Consider the following 17,442-nt stretch of genomic DNA (forward strand, 5'->3'; position numbering starts at 1 on the left):
CTTGTCCGCATGTCCCCCGATTCCGTGGCCCCTGGTTCCGTGCGCTCCGCCGCGGAGCTGAACGATCAGATCCGCGCCCTGTGGCGGCGTGCGGGCGGGTCCCTCTCCGCCCACGAGCGCGTGGAGTACGAGTTGCTGGTGGTCGAGTGGGCGGCGGCGATACGCGGCGAGGTCGTCGAGGCGGCCTGACCCGGCCCGGGGCACGGGGCCCCGGCTCGCGGCCTCACCCGCGCCGGCTCGTGCCCTCGCCCGCGCCGGCGCCCCGCCGTCGTACGCCCGTCGGCCGGTTCGCCGTACGACCGCCGCCGCGCCGCGGCTCCCGCCCCGCGCCCGCCCCGCTCGCACGCCGCTCCCGACGGTCCGTCAGCGGCCACCCGCCACCCGGAGCACCGTGCCCGTCGTGTAGGACGCCTCGCGCGACATCAGCCACGCGATCGCCGCCGCGATCTCCTCCGCCCGCCCCGCACGCCGCAGCGGAACGCCCGGCGCCATCCGCGCGGGCCGCTCCGGATCGCCCATGGCCGCGTGCATGTCGGTGTCGACGAGGCCCGGGGCGACCGCGTTGACCCGCACGCCGTCCGGGCCGAGTTCCTTGGCGAGGCCGAGGGTGAGGGCGTCGACGGCGGCCTTGGTCGCGGCGTAGTGGACGTACTCGCCGGGGCTGCCGAGGGTCGCGGCGCCCGAGGAGACGTTGACGATCACGCCGCTCCCCCGGGCCGTCATGAGCCGCGCCGCCCGCCGCGCGCACAGCAGCACGCCGAACAGGTTGACGTCCACGACCCGGCGCAGGGTGTCGGTGCCCGTGTCGGCGAGGCGGCCCAGCGGACCGGTGACGGCGGCGTTGTTGACCAGGCCGGTCACCGGGCCGAGCCGTTCCTCCGCCAGGTCGAAGAGCCGCTCGACATCGGCCTCCGCGGAGGTGTCCGCCCGTACCGCGAGCGCGCGTCCGCCGGCCTCGGCCACGGCGGCCACGACCGCGTCGGCCGCCGCCGCGTCCCGGACGTAGCCGACCGCGACGTCGTGTCCGTCGGCCGCGAGACGACGGCAGGTCGCGGCGCCGATCCCGCGGCTGCCGCCGGTGACCACCGTGACGGGACGTGCCATGTCCGACCTCCACACCGGTTGGGGACGGGCGGCGTCCGCAGACCCGGGAGCGCTCCACCGTCACATTTGATCGATCATCGATCGCCGTCGCTCACCCTAGAGGCGCCCGGCCGGACTCCGCCACCACGCGACGCCTTCCGGCCACCGGCAGCCCGCCCTCCCCGGGCCGAGGTGCCCGCGACGCGCGGATATGCGCGATGGCGATTGCTGGATAGAGTCGTCTGGCTACACCTGGTTGTGGGGACAACCGGAGCGCCTTGGGGAGGGCCAGCAACAACATGAGTCGTCGCTCTACGGGTTTCGTCGGCGTCTGGGCCGAAGCGCAGCGGCAGCAGCAGCGCCAGCAGGAGGCCGAGGCCAGACGGCACCGGCAGGAGGCCCAGCAGGCGCGGGCCTACCAGCGCCGGGCCGCGCAGACCCACCGGGAGTACCGGCAGGCGGAGGCGGTGCGCCGCACCGAGGCCCTGGACGCGCGGGCCGACGCGCTGCGCGGTCTCCTCGCCGCGGGATGCCGGGCCCCCGCCTTCAGGGCCGCCTCCCTGCTGCGGCCCGAGACGGTCCAGCCCTTCGCCCCCGGTCCGCTGGCCCAGCCGGTGCCGCTGCCGGACATCCGCCACTACCAGGCGCAGAGCGGCTGGACGGCCGGCCGCCGGGCCCAGGCGCAGGCCGAGGCCCAGGCCCGTTTCGAGAGGGACCGGCGGGCGGCCCAGGACGCGGAGGCCCGGCGTCTGCGGCAGCTTGCCGCCTACGAGCGCGAGCACCGGCAGCGCACCGACGCCCAGCTCGCCGAGGTCCGGCGGCACAACGCCGGGGTCACCGCCGTGACCGAGGGCGTGCGGCGCGGGGACCCCGACGCCGTCGTCGAGTTCTTCTCCGCCGCGCTCTACGCGTCGACCTCCTGGCCGGAGGAGTTCCCCCGCCGGGTCGCCGCCGCCTACGACCCGGCCGCGCGCCAGCTCGTCCTCGACTGGGAGCTGCCCGCCTACGAGATCGTGCCCGAGGCCAAGGCGGTGCGGTACATGTACGGCACCGACCAGTTCAAGGAGACCGCCCGGCCGGTGACGCAGCGCCGCGCCCTGTACCGGGAGGTCCTCGCCCAGTGCGTGCTGCTGGTCCTGCACGAGCTGTTCGCGGCCGACGAGGCCGGCGCGCTGGAGTCGGTGGCCCTCAACGGCTTCGTCGACGGCCACGACCCGACGACCGGCCGGCCCGACCACATCGTCCTCGCCACCGTCATGGCGCGGCGCTCCGCCTTCCGGGAACTGCACCTGGCCCAGGTGGACCCGTGCAGTTGCCTCTCCGACGCGCTGCGGGGCCAGCTCTCGGCCCGCCCCGACCAGCTCACCCAGGTGCGACCGGGCCGGCGGCCCGGTGACGTGGGCCACCGCGTCGTCGCGCACGGCGGCGAGGAGGAGCCGGATCTGTACGCGATGGACCCCATCGCCTTCGAGCACCTGGTGGCCGCGTTGTTCGAGGCGATGGGGATGCAGGCGGTGACGACCCAGCGCTCCCACGACGGCGGGGTGGACGTGCGGGCGCTCGACCCGGCGCCGATACGCGGCGGCGAGATCGTCGTCCAGGTGAAGCGGTACCGCGCCACGGTGCCGCCCACCGCGGTCCGCGACCTGTACGGGACGGTGCAGGACGCCGGTGCCAACAAGGGCGTCCTCGTGACCACGTCGGGGTTCGGACCCGGCTCGCACACCTTCGCCAACGGCAAGCCGCTGGAGCTGATCTCCGGCGCCCAGCTCGTCGACCTGCTGCACCGCCACGGGCTGCGCGGACGGCTCGGCGGCACGGACGACACGGCCCCGGCAGCGGCCTCGGCCTCGGCGCCGGGCGCGGACGACACGGAGCTGCCGGACGCGTACAACGTGCTGGGCATGTCGTGGTCCGGGAGTGTCGCCCTGGACGTGTGCGCGCTGGTCTGCCGGGGCAACCGCGTCCTCGGCGACGACCACTTCGTCTTCTACAACAACCCGCGCACGCCCGACGGCACGGTGCGCGCCCTGCCCGCCACCGCGCCGGACAAGGCGGCGGTCTGCGTCTCCTTCGACACGCTGCCGGCGGAGGCGGACCGGCTGGTGCTGGTGGCCGCGATCGATCCCGAGGCCGACCCGGACGCCGACCTGGCCGGTTTCACCGACGCCCGCATCCGGCTGCTCGATCCGCGACTGGCCGAGCTGGGCACGCTGGAGGTCTCCGACGGGCGCCCCGGCGAGACCGCGCTGGTCCTCGGCTCGTTCCGCCGCCGGGCCGGCGGCGACTGGGACTTCGTCCTCGGCGGCAAGGGCTACCGGGGCGGTCTGGAGGAACTCGTCGTGGACTTCGGCGTCGAGGTGGAGTAGCCCGCCCGGGGCCGGGCCGGAGTGTCGTCCGGCCGGGCCGGTTCGTACCGGAGTGCCGACCGGCCGGGCCGGTTCGTACCGGCGTCCGGGTCCGGTCCGCTCCGGTCCGGAGCGCGGGGGCGTCCGGCCGGGCGGTTCGCGCCGGCGTCCGGGTCCGGTCCGGTCCGGGGCGCGGGGGCGTCCGGCCGGGTGGGTTCGTGCCGTGGGCGCACGCCGGGCGCACTACGGTGTAGGAAGGCCCCATGAGAACGTCCGGCCCCTCCTCCGCCTCCCCGTGGCGCCGCCCGGCCGCCGCCGTGCTCGCCGGTGCCCTGCCGGTGCTCGCCTTCCCGGCGCCGGGCCTGTGGTGGTGGGCGTGGGTGACCCTGGTGCCGTGGCTGCTGCTGGTCCGGTCCGCGCCGGACGGCCGGGCGGCGGCCCGGGAGGGCTGGCTCGGCGGATTCGCGTTCATGCTGGCCATGCACCACTGGCTGCTGCCCAGCCTGCACGTGTTCACCTTCGTCATCGCCGCGCTGCTCGGCGCGCTGTGGGCGCCCTGGGGCGTGCTCGTACGCCGTCTCCTCGGGGCATCGGCCACGCCGGGCCGGGTCGCGGCGGGGCTCGTCGTGGTGCCGTCGGGCTGGCTGGCGGTGGAGCTGGTCCGCTCCTGGCAGGGGCTCGGCGGGCCCTGGGGGATGCTCGGCGCCAGTCAGTGGGAGGTCGCGCCCGCGCTGCGGCTGGCCTCGGTGGGCGGGGTGTGGCTGCTCAGTTTCCTGGTGGTCGCCGTCAACACCGCGGTCGCCGTGCTCGTCGTCCACCGCCGGGCGCGGGTGGCCGCGCTGACCGGGCTGCTCGCCACCGGCGCCGCCACGGCGTCGGCGTGGGTGTGGTCGCCGGGCCCGGGGAACGGGGCGCGGGCCTCGGTCGCCGTGGTCCAGCCGGGGATCGTCGCCGGGCCGGACAGCGCCGAGCGCCGCTTCGACCGGCAGGAGCGGCTGACCCGGGACCTGGCCGGCCGGGACGTGGACCTGGTCGTCTGGGGCGAGAGCAGCGTCGGCCACGACCTCGCGGACCGGCCGGACCTGGCCCGCCGGCTGGCCGCGCTGTCCCGGGAGACGGGTGCGGACCTCCTGGTCAACGTGGACGCGCGCCGCTCCGACCGGCCCGGCATCTACAAGAGTTCGCTCCTCGTCGGGCCGGGCGGCCCCACCGGCGACCGGTACGACAAGATGCGGCTGGTGCCGTTCGGGGAGTACGTCCCGGCGCGTTCGCTGCTCGGCTGGGCCACCTCCGTCGGCAAGGCGGCCGACGAGGACCGCCGGCGCGGCACCGGGCAGGTGGTGATGGAGACCGGGGACGGGCTGCGGATCGGCCCGCTGGTCTGCTTCGAGAGCGCCTTCCCGGACATGAGCCGCCGGCTCGCCCGGGACGGTGCCGCGCTGCTGCTCGCCCAGTCGTCCACGTCGACGTTCCAGGACACCTGGGCGCCCGCGCAGCACGCCTCGCTCGCCGCGCTGCGCGCCGCCGAGACCGGCCGCCCGATGGTGCACGCGACGCTCACCGGGGTCAGCGCCGTCTACGACGGGCGTGGCGAGCGGGTCGGTCCGTGGCTCGGGACGGGGGCGAGCACCGCCGAGGTCTACGAGGTGCCGCTCGCGCGGGGCGGCACCACGCCGTACGTACGGTTCGGCGCCTGGCCGGTGGGCGGGGCGCTGCTGACGCTGGCGGTGTGGGGCGCGGCGGAGGGGGCGGCGCGGGTCAGGCGGCGGGCTCCAGCACCTCCCGCACCATCCGCTCGCACAGCTCATGGGTCTCCAGCGCGTCCCGGGCGCTGAGCACCTCGCCCGCGCGGACGGCGTCCAGGAAGGCGAGGACCGCCTGTTCGATACCGCGCTGGCGGGCCACCGGCACCCAGTCTCCGCGCCGCCGCACACTCGGCTGGCCCTTGTGGTCGATGACCTCGGCGAGGTTGACCACCTGGCGTTTGGCGTCCTGGCCGGAGACCTCCAGGATCTCTTCGGCCGATCCGCTGAGCCGGTTCATGACACCGAGCGCGGTGAAGCCGTCGCCGGCGAGCTGGAGGACGACGTGGTGCAGGAGGCCGTCCTCGACGCGGGCGCGCACCGTCACGTCGTCGACGGTGCCGGGGACCAGGAAGCGGAGGGTGTCGACGACGTGGATGAAGTCGTCGAGGACCATCGTGCGGGGGTCCTCGGGCAGGCCCGTGCGGTTCTTCTGGAGGAGGATCAGGTCGCGGGGCTGCTCGGCGCACTGCGCGTAGGCGGGGGCGTGGCGGCGGTTGAAGCCGACGGCGAGGCTGGTGGCGCGCTCCTCGGCGAGGGCCACCAGGCGCCGGGAGTCCGCCAGTTCGTAGGCGAGGGGCTTGTCGACGTAGGTGGGGACGCCGGCGTCCAGGAGCCGGGTGACGATCTCGGGGTGGGCGTCGGTCGGCGCGTGCACGAAGGCCGCGTCGAGTCCCTGGGCGGTCATGGCGTCGAGGTCGGTGTGGCGCCGGGCGTCCGGCAGGTGCAGGGAGTCGGCGACGCGGGTGAGCGTCGCGGGGGTGCGGGTGTGCAGGTGCAGTTCCACCCCGGGCAGGACGGCGAGCACGGGCAGGTACGCCTTCTGCGCGATGTCTCCGAGTCCGATGCAGCCGACCTTCACGGGGTGTACTCCTTCGACGCTATCCGGCCTGGGTCCGCTGGGAAGCATACGGCGGCTGCGGGGGACGCCAGTCGGCGATGCTGTCGAAACTCCGCAGGAACAGGGCGGGTCCGGCCAGGGACAGCAGCCGCATCGCGGCATCGCGTACGGCGACCTGGGCGCGGCCGGTCGTCAGGTTGAGGCGGGCGACCCTGACGGCCTGCCGGGTGATGGCGCTCGTCCGGGGCAGCCGGGCGGCGGTGTAGGCGGCGAGGTCGTCGTGGTGGTGGGCGAGGACGACGGCGTCCTCGATGGCCTGGTTGCCGCCCTGGCCGAGGTTGGGCGGCATGGCGTGCGCGGCGTCCCCGACGAGCGCGACCCGGCCGAGGTGGTGGGCGGGCAGGGGCTCGGCGAGGTGGTGGACGTCGTGGCGCAGGATGTCCTCGGGGCGGATGGCGGCGAGGACGGCGGGGATCGGGTCGTGCCAGTCGCCGAAGAGGCGCAGCAGTTCGCTCTTCTCGTCGTCGGGGGCGTGGCCGCCGGCGGGCGTCACGGCGGCGGCGTAGGCGTAGACCCGGCCGTCCTTGAGGGGGTGGGTGCCCCAGATCCGGCCGCGTCCCCAGGTCTCGTGGGAGGCGAACTCCACGCCGGGCAGCGGGATGACGACGCGCCAGGTGGTGAAGCCGGAGTAGACGGGCCCGGGATGGCCGGGGAAGAGGACGGCGCGGGCGGCGGAGCGGATGCCGTCGGCGGCCACCACGAGGTCGGCCTCGATCTCGCCGCCGGGGGTGCGCACCCGGGCGGGCCGGCCGGGGCCGCCAGGGTCGGCGACGGCGGCGTCGGCGCTCGTGCGGACCGCGTCGCGCGGCAGGCGGTCGGCGAGGAGACCGGCGAGGGTGGAGCGGTGGAGCAGCACCAGCGGTCCGCCGAAGCGCTCGGCCGCCTTGGCTGCGTCGGAACGCGAGAGCCAGCGCCCGCCGGGGGTGCGCAGCCCGCCGTCGCCCTGCCAGGCGGCGAGGGAGCGGATCTCGTCGCCGAGGCCGATCACGTCCAGGGCGCGCAGGGCGTTGGGCGACAGGGAGATGCCGGCGCCGAGGGGCTGGAGGGAGGGGCCCCGCTCCAGGACGGTGACCCGCAGGCCGGCGCCGTGCAGGGCCGCCGCCGCGGTCAGACCGCCGATCCCGCCGCCGATCACGACGGCGTGCCGGGTGCGTGCCATGGCTCCTCCTTCACTACAGGCGTAGTAGCCCTCACCGCCGACTGTACTACGGACGTAGTGACGCCGGGAGGTCGGATAGGTTGACGACCATGTCCGCACCTCCCGCCCGCGCCGATCGCGTCGCCGACACCGCGCTGGCCCTGCTGGCCGAGCGGGGCATGCGGGGGCTGACGCACCGGGCGGTCGACGAGGCGGCCGGGTTCCCGCAGGGCTCGACCTCCAACGTCGCGCGCACCCGGCAGGCGCTGCTGGAACTGGCGGTACGACGGCTCGCGGACCGGGAGGCCCGGGTGCTGGCGCTGCACGAGATGCCCGATCCGCGCGGCGGCGTGGACGCCCTGGCGGAGGCGCTCGCCCTGGCGACGCACCGCGCGATGACCGGCAACCGCGCGCTGACGCTCGCCCGCTACGAACTGGCCCTGGAGGCCACCCGCCGGCCCGAGCTGCGGAGCTACTTCGACGCGGCGGGCGCCCGCTTCCGCGAGCAGCTCGGGGCCATGGTCACGGCCCTGGGCTCCCCCGACCCGGCCCGCCACGTGCGCTCCCTCGTCGCCTGGGCGGACGGCCTGATGTTCTCCGGCGTCGCCGGCTCCTTCGCCGCCACCCCGCCCACCCTGGACGAACTCCGCGCCGGCCTGCGGGAACTGCTCGGCACGATGACACCGGACTGACCCGGCGACAGGGGCGCCCCCGAGGCGACACGCCGTGCGCGGGCGGAAAGCCTGTGCGACACGCCGTACGCGGGCACAAGCCCGGCGGGACACGCCGGGTACGCGAAGAGGCGCGCTGGGACACGCCGTATGCGAGGCACAAGCCGGGCGGGACACGCCGCGCGCACCGAGAGCCGCACCGGGGACACGCCGCACCCGAGCACAAGCCCGGCGGGACACGCCGCCGACACCCCGCACCCGCGCGAAAGCCCGCCCCGACACGCCGTACGAGAGCCGGGGACGCCACCTCAGAGCCACCTCACAGCCGCCCCGGAGCCACCCCGAGCCGCCCCTCCGTCGGCCCATCCCTCGGCTCATCCGCTCGTCCGCCCGTCCGTTGATCCGCCCGGCAGGGCCCCGGCAAGCCCGCGCGTCACCCCTCGTCGTCGCGGCGCCCTCCGTACGGGGGCGGACATCACCCGTGCGGGGCACAGTGCGCCTGTCCAGCGGCGCGGGCGGCGTCGGAGCCGCCAGAGTGACCCGGGTGCATCGAACGACGACCACCGCAACGCTTCTGGTGACCGTGGCTGTCTCGGCCCTCGCCGGTTGTACGACGGTCCAGCCCCCGTCCGGCTCCCCCTCGGGTTCCGGCACGCGCACGACCGCCCCGCGTCCCGACGGCTCCGCCGAACCGTGGCCCGTACAGGCTTCGGCCCTGGAGGCGCTGGAAGGGACCGGCCACTCCCCCGCCGCCAAGCGGACCACCGCCCCGGCGGCCCCGCCGGGCCGGGAGGCGTCGGCCGCCGTGCCACAGCCCCGGGCCCCCCGGTCACCGGCGCCGCAGAACCAGGGCGGTGCCGCCCCGGCCCCGGGCGCGACGCTCCCCGCCCTGCCGCGTCAGGGCGGCGGTTCGGCGGACCTGTGCGCGCTCGGCAAGCGGTTCGGCGGCTGGCAGCCGGACAGCCCGGAAGCGGTCATCTGCGACCGGGCCTACGGCCACTGAGCCCTCCGGACCGGTCCTCCCGGACCCCGCGAACCCGAGCCCCGCGAACCCGAGCCCCGCGCACCCGGTTCCGCGGCCTCAGGGCCGCTGTCGCGGCGGACGCCAGGGACCGTCCGGGGTGGGGTCCTCGTCGTCGAGGCGGGCCTCCAGACGGTCGATCGCCGCGCGCACCCGGTCCCCGTACCGGTCGCCCGGCAGGGCGGCGGCCGTGCGGCGGGCCTGGCCGAGATGGCCGCGGGCGGCGTCGTGGCGGCCGAGGCGGAGGTAGTCGGCGGCCAGGTCGAGGTGGAGCGAGGGGTAGAGGGCGCGGGCCGCCGAGGCGCCCTGGTGCGGGCCGCCGGGCCGGTCCTCGGCGAGTTCCCCGGCGGCGGCCAGGGCGCGCAGGTTCCAGGCCAGTTCGTCCCCCGGGTCGTCCTGGGTGTCGGCCAGGTAGTGGGCCAGGGTGCAGCGGTACAGGGGGTCGCCGTGCTCGCCGACCTCCGCCCACAGGCCGAGGAGACGGTCGCGCGCCTCCTCGCGGTCGCCCGCGTGGTGCAGCATGACGACCTGCCCGATCCGCGTCAGCACGGCATCGGGCGCCGACTGCTCCTGTCCCCTGGCCACCGCGTCCTCCGTGCCCTCGTCGCTGTCTGCGACGACGCTAACCGCAGGCGGGGGCGATCCAGGGCAGGCGACCGCGCGACGCGCAGGGCGGGCCGGCCCGGGGAACGCCCGGATGCCGGCCCGCCCGGGGGCTCAGCCCAGGTGCGGGATCGTCCAGTCGATCGGCTCGTGGCCCTGCCGGGCGACCGCCTCGTCGATCTGCGTGAAGGGGCGGGACCCGAAGAACTTCTTCGCCGACAGCGGCGAGGGGTGTGCCCCCTTGACCACCACGTGCCGCGTCGCGTCGATCAACGGCATCTTCTTCTGCGCGTAGTTGCCCCACAGCACGAAGACCGCCGGGTCGGGCCGGTTCGCCACCGCGCGGATCACCGCGTCGGTGAACAGCTCCCAGCCGCGCGACTTGTGCGAGTTGGCCTCGCCGGCCCGGACCGTGAGCACCGCGTTGAGCAGCAGGACGCCCTGCTCGGCCCACGGCATCAGATAGCCGTTGTCCGGGACGGGGACGCCCAGCTCGGCGTGGAGCTCCTTGTAGATGTTCCGCAGGGAGGGCGGCACCTTGACGCCCGGCCGGACGGAGAAGCACAGGCCGTGGCCCTGCCCCTCGCCGTGGTACGGGTCCTGGCCGAGGACCAGCACCTTCACCCGGTCGTACGGCGTGGCGTCGAGCGCGGCGAAGACCTCCTCGCGGGGCGGGTAGACGGGGCCGTTCGCCCGCTCCTCCTCGACGAACTCCATCAGCTCCTTGAAGTAGGGCTGCTGCAGCTCGCCGCCCAGCACCTCGCGCCAGGACTCGGGCAGCATGGCGATGTCGGTCACGTCAACTTCCTTACGCTGTGCGGTGGCTTCCGGTGCCCCGAACCTACCGGCGGCCACTGACAATCCGCCGCCCGGTCCGCCCGACGGCCCCGAGCGCGCCGCTACCAGCTCGTCTTCCGGTAGAGCTGCCACATCGTCATGATCGTCGAGGGGTCGAGGGCGCGTTCGGCGCCGGAGATGTCCCCGTTGGCGGCCACGTACTGCTTGCCCTGCCACAGCGGCAGCAGCCGCGCGTCGTCCACCAGGATCTCCTGCGCCCGCCGGAACGACTTGTGCACCAGGCCGCGGTCGCTCTCGCGCCGGGAGCTGGGCAGCAGCTTGTCGGTGATCTCCGGGGCGAGGTAGGGCGTGCCGAGCGCGTTCTGCTCGCCGACGAAGGGCGCGATGAAGTTCTCGGCGTCCGGGAAGTCCGCGGACCAGCCGCGCCCGAAGACCGGGTACTCGCCCTTCTGGTAGCCCGCCACGTACGTCTTCCAGGGGCGGCTCTCCAGGGTGACCGTGAAGAGGTCCGACGCGTCGAGCTGGCGCTTGAGTTCCTTGAACTCCAGGGCGGTCTCGGAGCCGTAGCGGTCGGTGGTGTACCAGAGGGTGAGCGGGACCTTCTCGGTGATGCCGTCCTCGGCGAGGATGCGGCGGGCCTTGTCGACGCTGGGGTCGCCGTAGTCGTCGAAGAAGCCGGTGGTGTGGCCGGTCAGCCCCTTGGGGACCATCGAGTACAGCGGGTCGACGGTGTCCTGGTAGACCTCGTGGGCGATCAGCGCCCGGTCGACGACCTGGGCGACGGCCTGGCGGACGGACTTGCGGCCCGCCCAGGGGTCCTCGGGGTTGAAGACCAGGTAGTTGATCTCGGACCCGCTGCCCTCGACCAGTTGGATGTTCTCGTCCCGGCCGGCCCGGCCCTGGAGGGTGACGACGTCGTCGGCGGCCAGACCGCGGTAGGTGACCTGGATGCTCCGCTCGCGCAGCGCCTTCACCATCTCGGCCGAGTCCTTGAAGTACCGGATGGTCACCGCCTTGTTGCGCAGCTTGGCGAAGCCCTTGTAGCGGTCGTTGCGGACGAGTTCGGCGCGTCGGCCCTCCTGGTACGCCGTCAGGACGTACGGGCCGGAGCCCACCACCTTGCCGTCCTCGCGCAGCCGGCCCGCCGGGTAGCCGCCGGGCTCGACGATGGCCATCGCGGGGGTGGCGAGGACGAACGGGAAGGTGGCGTCGGGCTTGGAGAGGTGGAAGACCACCTCACGGGCGCCGTTGGCCTCCACGCGGTCCAGGCTGCCGAGCAGTCCCGCGGGGCCGCCGTTGACGTCGATCTTGCCGATGCGGTCGATGGAGTGCTTGACGGCCCGCGCGTCGAGCGGCTTCCCGTCGGAGAAGGTCAGTCCCTCGCGCAGGTGGCAGCGGTAGACCTGGTTGCGGTTGTCGGAGAAGCCGCACTCCTCGGCGGCGTCCGGCTCGGGCACGGTCGCGCCGGTGGGGTAGCTCAGCAGCGTCTGGTAGACGTTGCGGAACAGCTCCCAGGAGCCGTCCCACGAGGCGGCCGGGTCCAGGGTGCTGGGGGCACTGGTGGTGCCGACGACGATGGGCTCCTCGCTGCCGGCGTCGCCCGAGGACAACATGCCGCAGCCGCCGACCAACGTCGCAACGGACACGATGGCGGCCATCCGCCGCAGGCATCGGCTCCGGTTGAACACGCGCACGCTCCTCGATCGGCCGTACCAAGAGTTGGCAGACCATACCGCAGCGCCTTGCGCCCTGGACCCCCTCTGAACAGGGGTTTTGATCATTTTGAGATGACTACGTTGTCACGGTGACGCGGGTCCGATAGGCGGACACGGGTGCCGTCCGCGGGAAGCGGAGGCACCCGTGTCCGGGGGCGCGGCGGGTCAGCCGATGCCCGCGTTGAGGAAGACGCCACCGTCGACGACGAGCGTCTGACCGGTGATCCAGTCCGACTGGTCCGAGGTGAGGAAGGCCGCGGCGCCGCCGATGTCGGAGGGCACGCCGAGCCGTCCGAGCGGGTAGCCGGCGGCGGCCTCCGCCTCGCGCCCCTCGTACAGGGCGGCGGCGAACTTGGTCTTGACGACCGCCGGGGCGATGGCGTTGACCCGCACCCCGGGCGCGAACTCGTGCGCGAGCTGCGCGGTGAGGTTGATCATCGCGGCCTTGCTGACGCCGTAGGCGCCGATGAAGGGCGAGGGCGCGATGCCCGCGACGGAGGCGATGTTGACGATGGCCCCGCCGTTCTCCTTCTGCCAGGCGTGCCAGGTGCGCTGGGCGAAGCCGAGCGCCGAGATCACGTTGGTCTCGAAGACCTTGCGCGCGACGCCGAGGTCGAGGTCGGCCATCGGCCCGAACACCGGGTTGGTGCCTGCGTTGTTGACCAGGTAGTCGACACGCCCGAACGTCTCCATCACGCGCTCGACGGCGGCGGCCTGGTGTGTCTCGTCGTGCGCCTTGCCGGCGATGCCGATGACGCGGTCGGCGCCGAGCCGGTCGACGGCCTCCTTCAGCGCGTCCTCGTTGCGGCCGGTGACGCAGACGCGGTCGCCGCGTGCGACGAACGCCTCGGCGACGCCGTAGCCGATACCGCGGCTGGCGCCGGTGACGAGGGCGACCTTGCCCGAAAGTTCCACGGAAGTCATGTTCCCGTCTGTCCTGTGAGTCCCTCTGGATACGGCTGCCGGCCACGCCCCGTGCCCCGTGGGGCCGTCGCGGCGTGGGGGGAGTCCCTAGTCGAGCGGCCCGCCGGCCACGTACAGCACCTGGCCGGAGACGAAGCCGGCCGCCTCGCCGGTGAAGAAGGCGATGGCGTTGGCGATGTCCTCGGGCTCGCCGACGCGCTGGACCGGGATCTGGGTGGCGGCGGCGGCCTTGAACTCCTCGAAGCCCATGCCGATGCGTCCGGCGGTGGCGGCGGTCATGTCGGTGGCGATGAAGCCGGGGGCGACGGAGTTGGCGGTGACGCCGAACTTGCCGAGTTCCTTGGCGAGGGTCTTGGTGAAGCCCTGGAGGCCGGCCTTGGCGGCGGAGTAGTTGACCTGGCCGCGGTTGCCGAGCGCGGAGGAGGAGGAAAGGTTCACGATCCGGCCGAAGCCGGCGTCCACCATGTACTTCTGACACGCCTTGGTCATCAGGAAGGCGCCGCGCAGGTGCACGTTCATGACGGTGTCCCAGTCGGCGGCGCTCATCTTGAACAGCAGGTTGTCGCGGAGCACGCCCGCGTTGTTGACGAGGATCACCGGGGCGCCCAGTTCCGCGGCGATCCGGGCGACGGCGGCCTCGACCCGGGCCTCGTCGGAGACGTCGCAGCCGACCGCGAGAGCGGTGCCGCCGGCCGCGGTGATCTTCTCCACGGTGTCCTGGCAGGCGGCCTCGTCCAGGTCGAGGACGGCGACGGCGCGGCCCTCGGCGGCCAGGCGTACGGCGGTGGCGGCACCGATGCCGCGCGCGGCTCCGGTGACGACGGCGACCCGCTGGTCAGTGGTGGACATCGCTGCTTCTCCTCGTCCTGGGGATGCGGCCGTGCGGAGCGGGCGCCGCGGTGAGCGACCGCTTAGTACCTTCCGCGTACGTGACGCTAGAAGCCCTGGCACCCGGTGTCAACGGGACACCTGGCGGGTGTGATCCATTCCCCCGGCGGACGGCTCCCCGCTGGCGCCGCCGGGCGCCCGCCGACGCGCGCGGTCCCGCCCGCGCCCTCCCCCGGTCGGCGCAACGCCGCGAGCCGCCCGGGGACCGCGCCCCTAGCGTCGGCAGAGCGAGCCCTTCCGCCGGAGAGGAGACGCCCATGCGCCGTCGTACCGGAGCCGCCGGCACCGCCGCCGTGATCGCGGCCCTCGCGTTGTCGGCCGCCCCCGCCCACGCGGACGGCGCGGAGTGCCGCGACACGGCGCGGGAAGCCCGGTGCGCGGCGGCGGCGGAGACCTCGCCGCCGACCATCTCGGCCACCTCCCGCCCGATGCCCACCGCCACCGCGCCCGCGCCCGCCGTGCCCGCGCCGGACGCGTCCGGGCCGGTGGCGCCGACGCGCGGTGTACGGGGCGGGGTCGGGGGCGCCGCGAACAGCGGGCCCAGCGACCACGACGTCGGGATCGGGCTCACCTTCGTGCTCGGCGCGGCACTCGCGGCGGGGTACGTGATCCGGTGGCGCCGTCGGCGCTGAGGGCCCTGTGGGTGCCGGTGGCGCTGGCGGCGCTGGCGGCGCTGAGGGCCCCTGCGGGGGCTGAGGCCCCTGTGGGAGGCGCTGCGGCCCCCGGGTTCAGCGGACGAGGAGGCCGAGGAGGCGGTCCGCCTCGGCCGCGGGGTCGGCCGTGAGGCCGGTGTGGACGGGGCCGGGCTGGAGGATCGTGGAGCGGGGGGCGATCAGCCAGCGGAAACGGCGGCCGGGTTCGTCCGGCGCGGCCTGCCCCGCGAGGTCGCCGCCGCCGCACACGCCCTCGACGGCGCGCAGCGCGGCCCGCACCCCGGGCAGGTCCACGCCGGGGTCGAGGGCGAGGAGCCGGGCCTCGTCGAGGTGGGTGCGGGCGCCGACGTACTCCTTGGCCCGGCAGTAGACGAGGACCCCGGCGTTGATCCGCTCGCCGCGCTCGACGCGGGGGACGACCCGCAGCAGCGCGTACTCGAAGACGTGGCGGTCGCTCACCGGTCCCCCTCCTGGACGTGCCGGATGTGCTCGTGGACGGCGGCGGCTCGGGCGAGCAGCGGCCGGGCGTGGGCGCGTCGCAGGTCGTCCGGGGTGTCGAAGCCGGGTTCGCCCTCCAGCCAGGCGTCGGGGATCTCGGCGGTGACCTCGGCGAGGAGGTCCTCGGTGACCAGCGGCGCGAGGGTGGCGGCAGCGGCGGCGACGTCCGGCGCGAACGGCGCGAGGGCGTGGTCGCGGGCGTCGTAGGGGCGGGCGGCGGAGGCGTCGGCGCCGGGCCAGTTGTGGTGCCAGATGAGGGTGGCGCCGTGGTCGACGAGCCACACCTCGCCCCGCCACCAGAGCAGGTTGGGGTTGCGCCAGGAGCGGTCGACGTTGTTGACCAGCGCGTCGAACCAGACGATGCGCCCGGCCTCCTCGGCGCTCACCGGGAAGGCGAGCGGGTCGAAACCGAGGGCGCCGGAGAGGAAGCCCATGCCGAGGTTGGTGCCGCCGCTGGACTTGAGGAGGGCCTGCACCTGCGGGTCGGGCTCGCCGAGCCCGAGCACGGGGTCGACGTCGAGGGTCACCAGCCGGGGCACCCGGAAGCCGAGCCGCCGGGCCAGCTCCCCGGCGACCACCTCGGCGACGAGCGCCTTGCGCCCCTGCCCGGCCCCGGTGAACTTCAGGACGTACACCCCGAGGTCGTCCCCCTCGACCAGCCCCGGCAGCGAACCCCCTTCACGCAGGGGGGTGATGTAGCGGGTGGCGGTGACTTCGGTCAACACTTTCCCAGGCCATCCGATCCGCCAGCCTTACCACCCATGACCAGCCCTGGACACTCAACGCTTGGGAGTCGGGCACGATCAGCCCTGGGGAGAACCTGGGGAGTTTCGGCTGGCACACTGATCTCCCTGTCTCCCGAGCAATCCGTCAAGGACCGCACGCCCCTTGCTCCCGGCCTCCGGCATGAAGTGAGCATAGTAACCGAGCGTGACAGCCGGCGAGGAGTGCGCAGGTATTCCACGTGTTCGGATCAGAAGCAGAAGTCCTCGGTGACATCGCCGGCCGCCGGGCCCTGGACATCGGCTCCGGAGCCGGCCACCACACCGTCCATCTCGCCCAGGTTCACGGAGCCCGCGTCACCGGCGACGAACACGCAGCCGTACGTGACGAAGGCTGCTGCCGAGGTCACGCATGGCCGCTTCTGGCAGGGTGCGACTATGACCACGACACCGGATGGACGCCCGATCCCGCCTGCGCATGCTGACGAACGGGCCATGCTGGAAGCCTGGCTCGACTTTCACCGTGCGACTCTCGCCCTCAAGTGCTCGGGCCTCGACGATGAGCAATTACGGCTGGCCTCAGCGGCACCGTCGTCGATGACCCTGCTGGGTCTCGTCCAGCATCTGGCCGAGGTGGAACGCAACTGGTTCCAGCGTGTGTTCGCGGGCCAGGACCTGCCACCGGTATTCGGGGAGAGCAACGGCGACGGCTTCGCCCTTCATCCGGACCGAGGACTGGACGAAGCGACGGCTGCCTGGCAGGCGGAGATCGCTCGGGGCCGCGAGTTGATTGCCGCCGCGTCCCTGGACGACTCGGGTCGTCTGTCCGAGCAGGAGGCCGGCCATGTAGGCGATCAGGGAGTTTCCCTGCGCTGGATCATGGTTCACATGATCGAGGAATACGCTCGTCACAACGGCCATGCCGATCTGGTCCGAGAGCGTATCGACGGAGTCGCCGGGGCGTGAGACGCGATGAGGGACCGGGGAACCACACCTTGGTCTCACATCAACGGCCGAGCATGGGGATGACGCCCCTTGGCGTCGTCCCCATCTTCTTCGCCTCGCTCACCAAGTCCTACAGGGGTGCCCGCGCCCCGGCCGGCCACCGTCGTCCCCGCTCCACAGCCGGAGCCGACCGACGCCGTCGACGACGACAAGGAACCGCCCCTCCAGGAACCGACCGCGAGCAGGTCCGCAACTGGCGGGTGCGGGACATGAGGCACCACAGCGCCGCCTTCGACCACATCGACCGCTACGGCTGCCAACACGTCGGCGAGTTGCACGGTCGTCCGGGCGCTGCGGACATTTCGCCGGGCACTGCCCGCCACTGAACCGGCCGATACCGAACCGGCCCCTGCGGCCGTGCCTTCCGGCCCCGTGCGCGCCCAGGAGCCCGCGGAGGTGAGAGCCCCGGACCGGGGCCATCCCCGCAGGTGCGGGGAGCAGGCTGGATGGTCTGGGGTTTTACTGCCGCCAGAGGCGGTTTCCGGGGTCTTTCTTCGATTCCGGCGGATGGGGCACAGCTTGCTTGATGGGTATCAGCCTCTGCCGAAGCGGTGATGGAGCGGGGGGACGTGCTCGGACCTCGGATGCCGCCGTGCCCGGGGAGAGTCCCCGTCGGCGGCTTGCGGTACGGCGCCGGCCGGGGGCTCGCCCCGGGCCGGCCTGTCCATGGGG

The 17,442-nt window shown here is 74.3% G+C and carries 18 protein-coding genes; 7 read left to right on the forward strand and 11 right to left on the reverse strand.

Annotation, left to right across the window (positions count from 1 at the left end):
• The first annotated feature begins 9 nt into the window (after positions 1-9).
• Entirely contained in the window at positions 10-189 is a 180-nt protein-coding gene (locus J5Y05_RS29615; protein WP_210876377.1) for a hypothetical protein, read from the forward strand.
• A gap of 174 nt (positions 190-363) precedes the next feature.
• On the opposite strand, the gene J5Y05_RS29620 is transcribed toward J5Y05_RS29615, so the two are convergent.
• The gene (locus J5Y05_RS29620; RefSeq protein WP_210876378.1) at positions 364-1,104 is read right to left on the reverse strand and encodes an SDR family oxidoreductase; all 741 of its coding nucleotides are present in this window, start codon (positions 1,102-1,104) and stop codon (positions 364-366) included.
• A gap of 278 nt (positions 1,105-1,382) precedes the next feature.
• On the opposite strand from J5Y05_RS29620, the gene J5Y05_RS29625 reads away from it, so the two are divergent.
• Positions 1,383-3,452 (forward strand): restriction endonuclease, encoded by a 2,070-nt coding sequence (locus J5Y05_RS29625; protein ID WP_210876379.1) that lies wholly within the window; start codon positions 1,383-1,385, stop codon positions 3,450-3,452.
• A 242-nt stretch (positions 3,453-3,694) separates the two neighbouring features.
• Entirely contained in the window at positions 3,695-5,266 is a 1,572-nt protein-coding gene (lnt, locus tag J5Y05_RS29630) for an apolipoprotein N-acyltransferase (protein ID WP_210876380.1), read from the forward strand.
• Here lnt and J5Y05_RS29635 read toward each other — a convergent pair.
• Both J5Y05_RS29635 and J5Y05_RS29640 read right to left on the reverse strand, forming a co-directional pair.
• Positions 5,190-6,095, reverse strand: a complete 906-nt coding sequence (locus J5Y05_RS29635; RefSeq protein WP_210876381.1) for a Gfo/Idh/MocA family protein — start codon at positions 6,093-6,095, stop codon at positions 5,190-5,192. The genes lnt and J5Y05_RS29635 overlap by 77 nt on opposite strands.
• 19 nt (positions 6,096-6,114) lie before the next feature.
• The gene (locus J5Y05_RS29640) at positions 6,115-7,293 is read right to left on the reverse strand and encodes an FAD-dependent monooxygenase (RefSeq protein WP_210876382.1); all 1,179 of its coding nucleotides are present in this window, start codon (positions 7,291-7,293) and stop codon (positions 6,115-6,117) included.
• Positions 7,294-7,382: 89 nt separating this feature from the next.
• On the opposite strand from J5Y05_RS29640, the gene J5Y05_RS29645 reads away from it, so the two are divergent.
• Together J5Y05_RS29645 and J5Y05_RS29650 are read left to right on the forward strand one after the other, a co-directional pair.
• Positions 7,383-7,964: a TetR/AcrR family transcriptional regulator gene (locus J5Y05_RS29645; RefSeq protein ID WP_210876383.1), complete on the forward strand. Its 582-nt coding sequence runs from the start codon at positions 7,383-7,385 to the stop codon at positions 7,962-7,964.
• Positions 7,965-8,526: 562 nt separating this feature from the next.
• Positions 8,527-8,946, forward strand: a complete 420-nt coding sequence (locus tag J5Y05_RS29650; protein WP_307854153.1) for a hypothetical protein — start codon at positions 8,527-8,529, stop codon at positions 8,944-8,946.
• A gap of 78 nt (positions 8,947-9,024) precedes the next feature.
• Here J5Y05_RS29650 and J5Y05_RS29655 read toward each other — a convergent pair whose 3' ends face one another.
• The 5 genes from J5Y05_RS29655 to fabG form a co-directional block, all read right to left on the reverse strand.
• Positions 9,025-9,549 (reverse strand): hypothetical protein, encoded by a 525-nt coding sequence (locus tag J5Y05_RS29655; RefSeq protein ID WP_210876385.1) that lies wholly within the window; start codon positions 9,547-9,549, stop codon positions 9,025-9,027.
• Positions 9,550-9,681: 132 nt separating this feature from the next.
• On the reverse strand, positions 9,682-10,365 hold the full coding sequence (ung, locus tag J5Y05_RS29660) for a uracil-DNA glycosylase (protein ID WP_210876386.1): 684 nt from the start codon (positions 10,363-10,365) through the stop codon (positions 9,682-9,684).
• A gap of 101 nt (positions 10,366-10,466) precedes the next feature.
• The gene (locus tag J5Y05_RS29665; RefSeq protein WP_210876387.1) at positions 10,467-12,053 is read right to left on the reverse strand and encodes an ABC transporter substrate-binding protein; all 1,587 of its coding nucleotides are present in this window, start codon (positions 12,051-12,053) and stop codon (positions 10,467-10,469) included.
• A gap of 192 nt (positions 12,054-12,245) precedes the next feature.
• Positions 12,246-13,004 carry an SDR family oxidoreductase gene (locus tag J5Y05_RS29670; RefSeq protein WP_210876388.1) on the reverse strand — a complete coding sequence of 253 codons (759 nt, stop codon included), beginning with the start codon at positions 13,002-13,004 and terminating at the stop codon, positions 12,246-12,248.
• 87 nt (positions 13,005-13,091) lie between these two features.
• Positions 13,092-13,853 carry a 3-oxoacyl-ACP reductase FabG gene (fabG, locus tag J5Y05_RS29675; RefSeq protein WP_210876389.1) on the reverse strand — a complete coding sequence of 254 codons (762 nt, stop codon included), beginning with the start codon at positions 13,851-13,853 and terminating at the stop codon, positions 13,092-13,094.
• Positions 13,854-14,149: 296 nt separating this feature from the next.
• Here fabG and J5Y05_RS29680 point away from each other — a divergent pair, with 296 nt between their 5' ends.
• The gene (locus J5Y05_RS29680) at positions 14,150-14,524 is read left to right on the forward strand and encodes an excalibur calcium-binding protein (RefSeq protein ID WP_210876390.1); all 375 of its coding nucleotides are present in this window, start codon (positions 14,150-14,152) and stop codon (positions 14,522-14,524) included.
• Between the two features lie 96 nt (positions 14,525-14,620).
• Here the strand turns inward: J5Y05_RS29680 and J5Y05_RS29685 are convergent, their stop codons facing one another.
• From J5Y05_RS29685 to J5Y05_RS29695, 3 genes are all read right to left on the reverse strand, one after another.
• On the reverse strand, positions 14,621-15,004 hold the full coding sequence (locus J5Y05_RS29685) for a DUF3037 domain-containing protein (RefSeq protein ID WP_210876391.1): 384 nt from the start codon (positions 15,002-15,004) through the stop codon (positions 14,621-14,623).
• Complete coding sequence (locus J5Y05_RS29690) at positions 15,001-15,768, reverse strand: HipA family kinase (protein WP_210876392.1); 768 nt, start codon at positions 15,766-15,768, stop codon at positions 15,001-15,003. The genes J5Y05_RS29685 and J5Y05_RS29690 overlap by 4 nt, the downstream gene beginning before the upstream one ends.
• A gap of 248 nt (positions 15,769-16,016) precedes the next feature.
• Positions 16,017-16,175 carry a hypothetical protein gene (locus tag J5Y05_RS29695; RefSeq protein WP_210876393.1) on the reverse strand — a complete coding sequence of 53 codons (159 nt, stop codon included), beginning with the start codon at positions 16,173-16,175 and terminating at the stop codon, positions 16,017-16,019.
• Between the two features lie 28 nt (positions 16,176-16,203).
• Here J5Y05_RS29695 and J5Y05_RS29700 point away from each other — a divergent pair, with 28 nt between their 5' ends.
• Positions 16,204-16,731, forward strand: coding sequence for a DinB family protein (locus J5Y05_RS29700; protein ID WP_210876394.1), 528 nt, complete (start codon positions 16,204-16,206; stop codon positions 16,729-16,731).
• Positions 16,732-17,442: the final 711 nt, after the last annotated feature.

Source organism: Streptomyces tagetis, from assembly GCF_018069565.1.
In the GTDB taxonomy this organism is placed as follows: domain Bacteria; phylum Actinomycetota; class Actinomycetes; order Streptomycetales; family Streptomycetaceae; genus Streptomyces; species Streptomyces tagetis.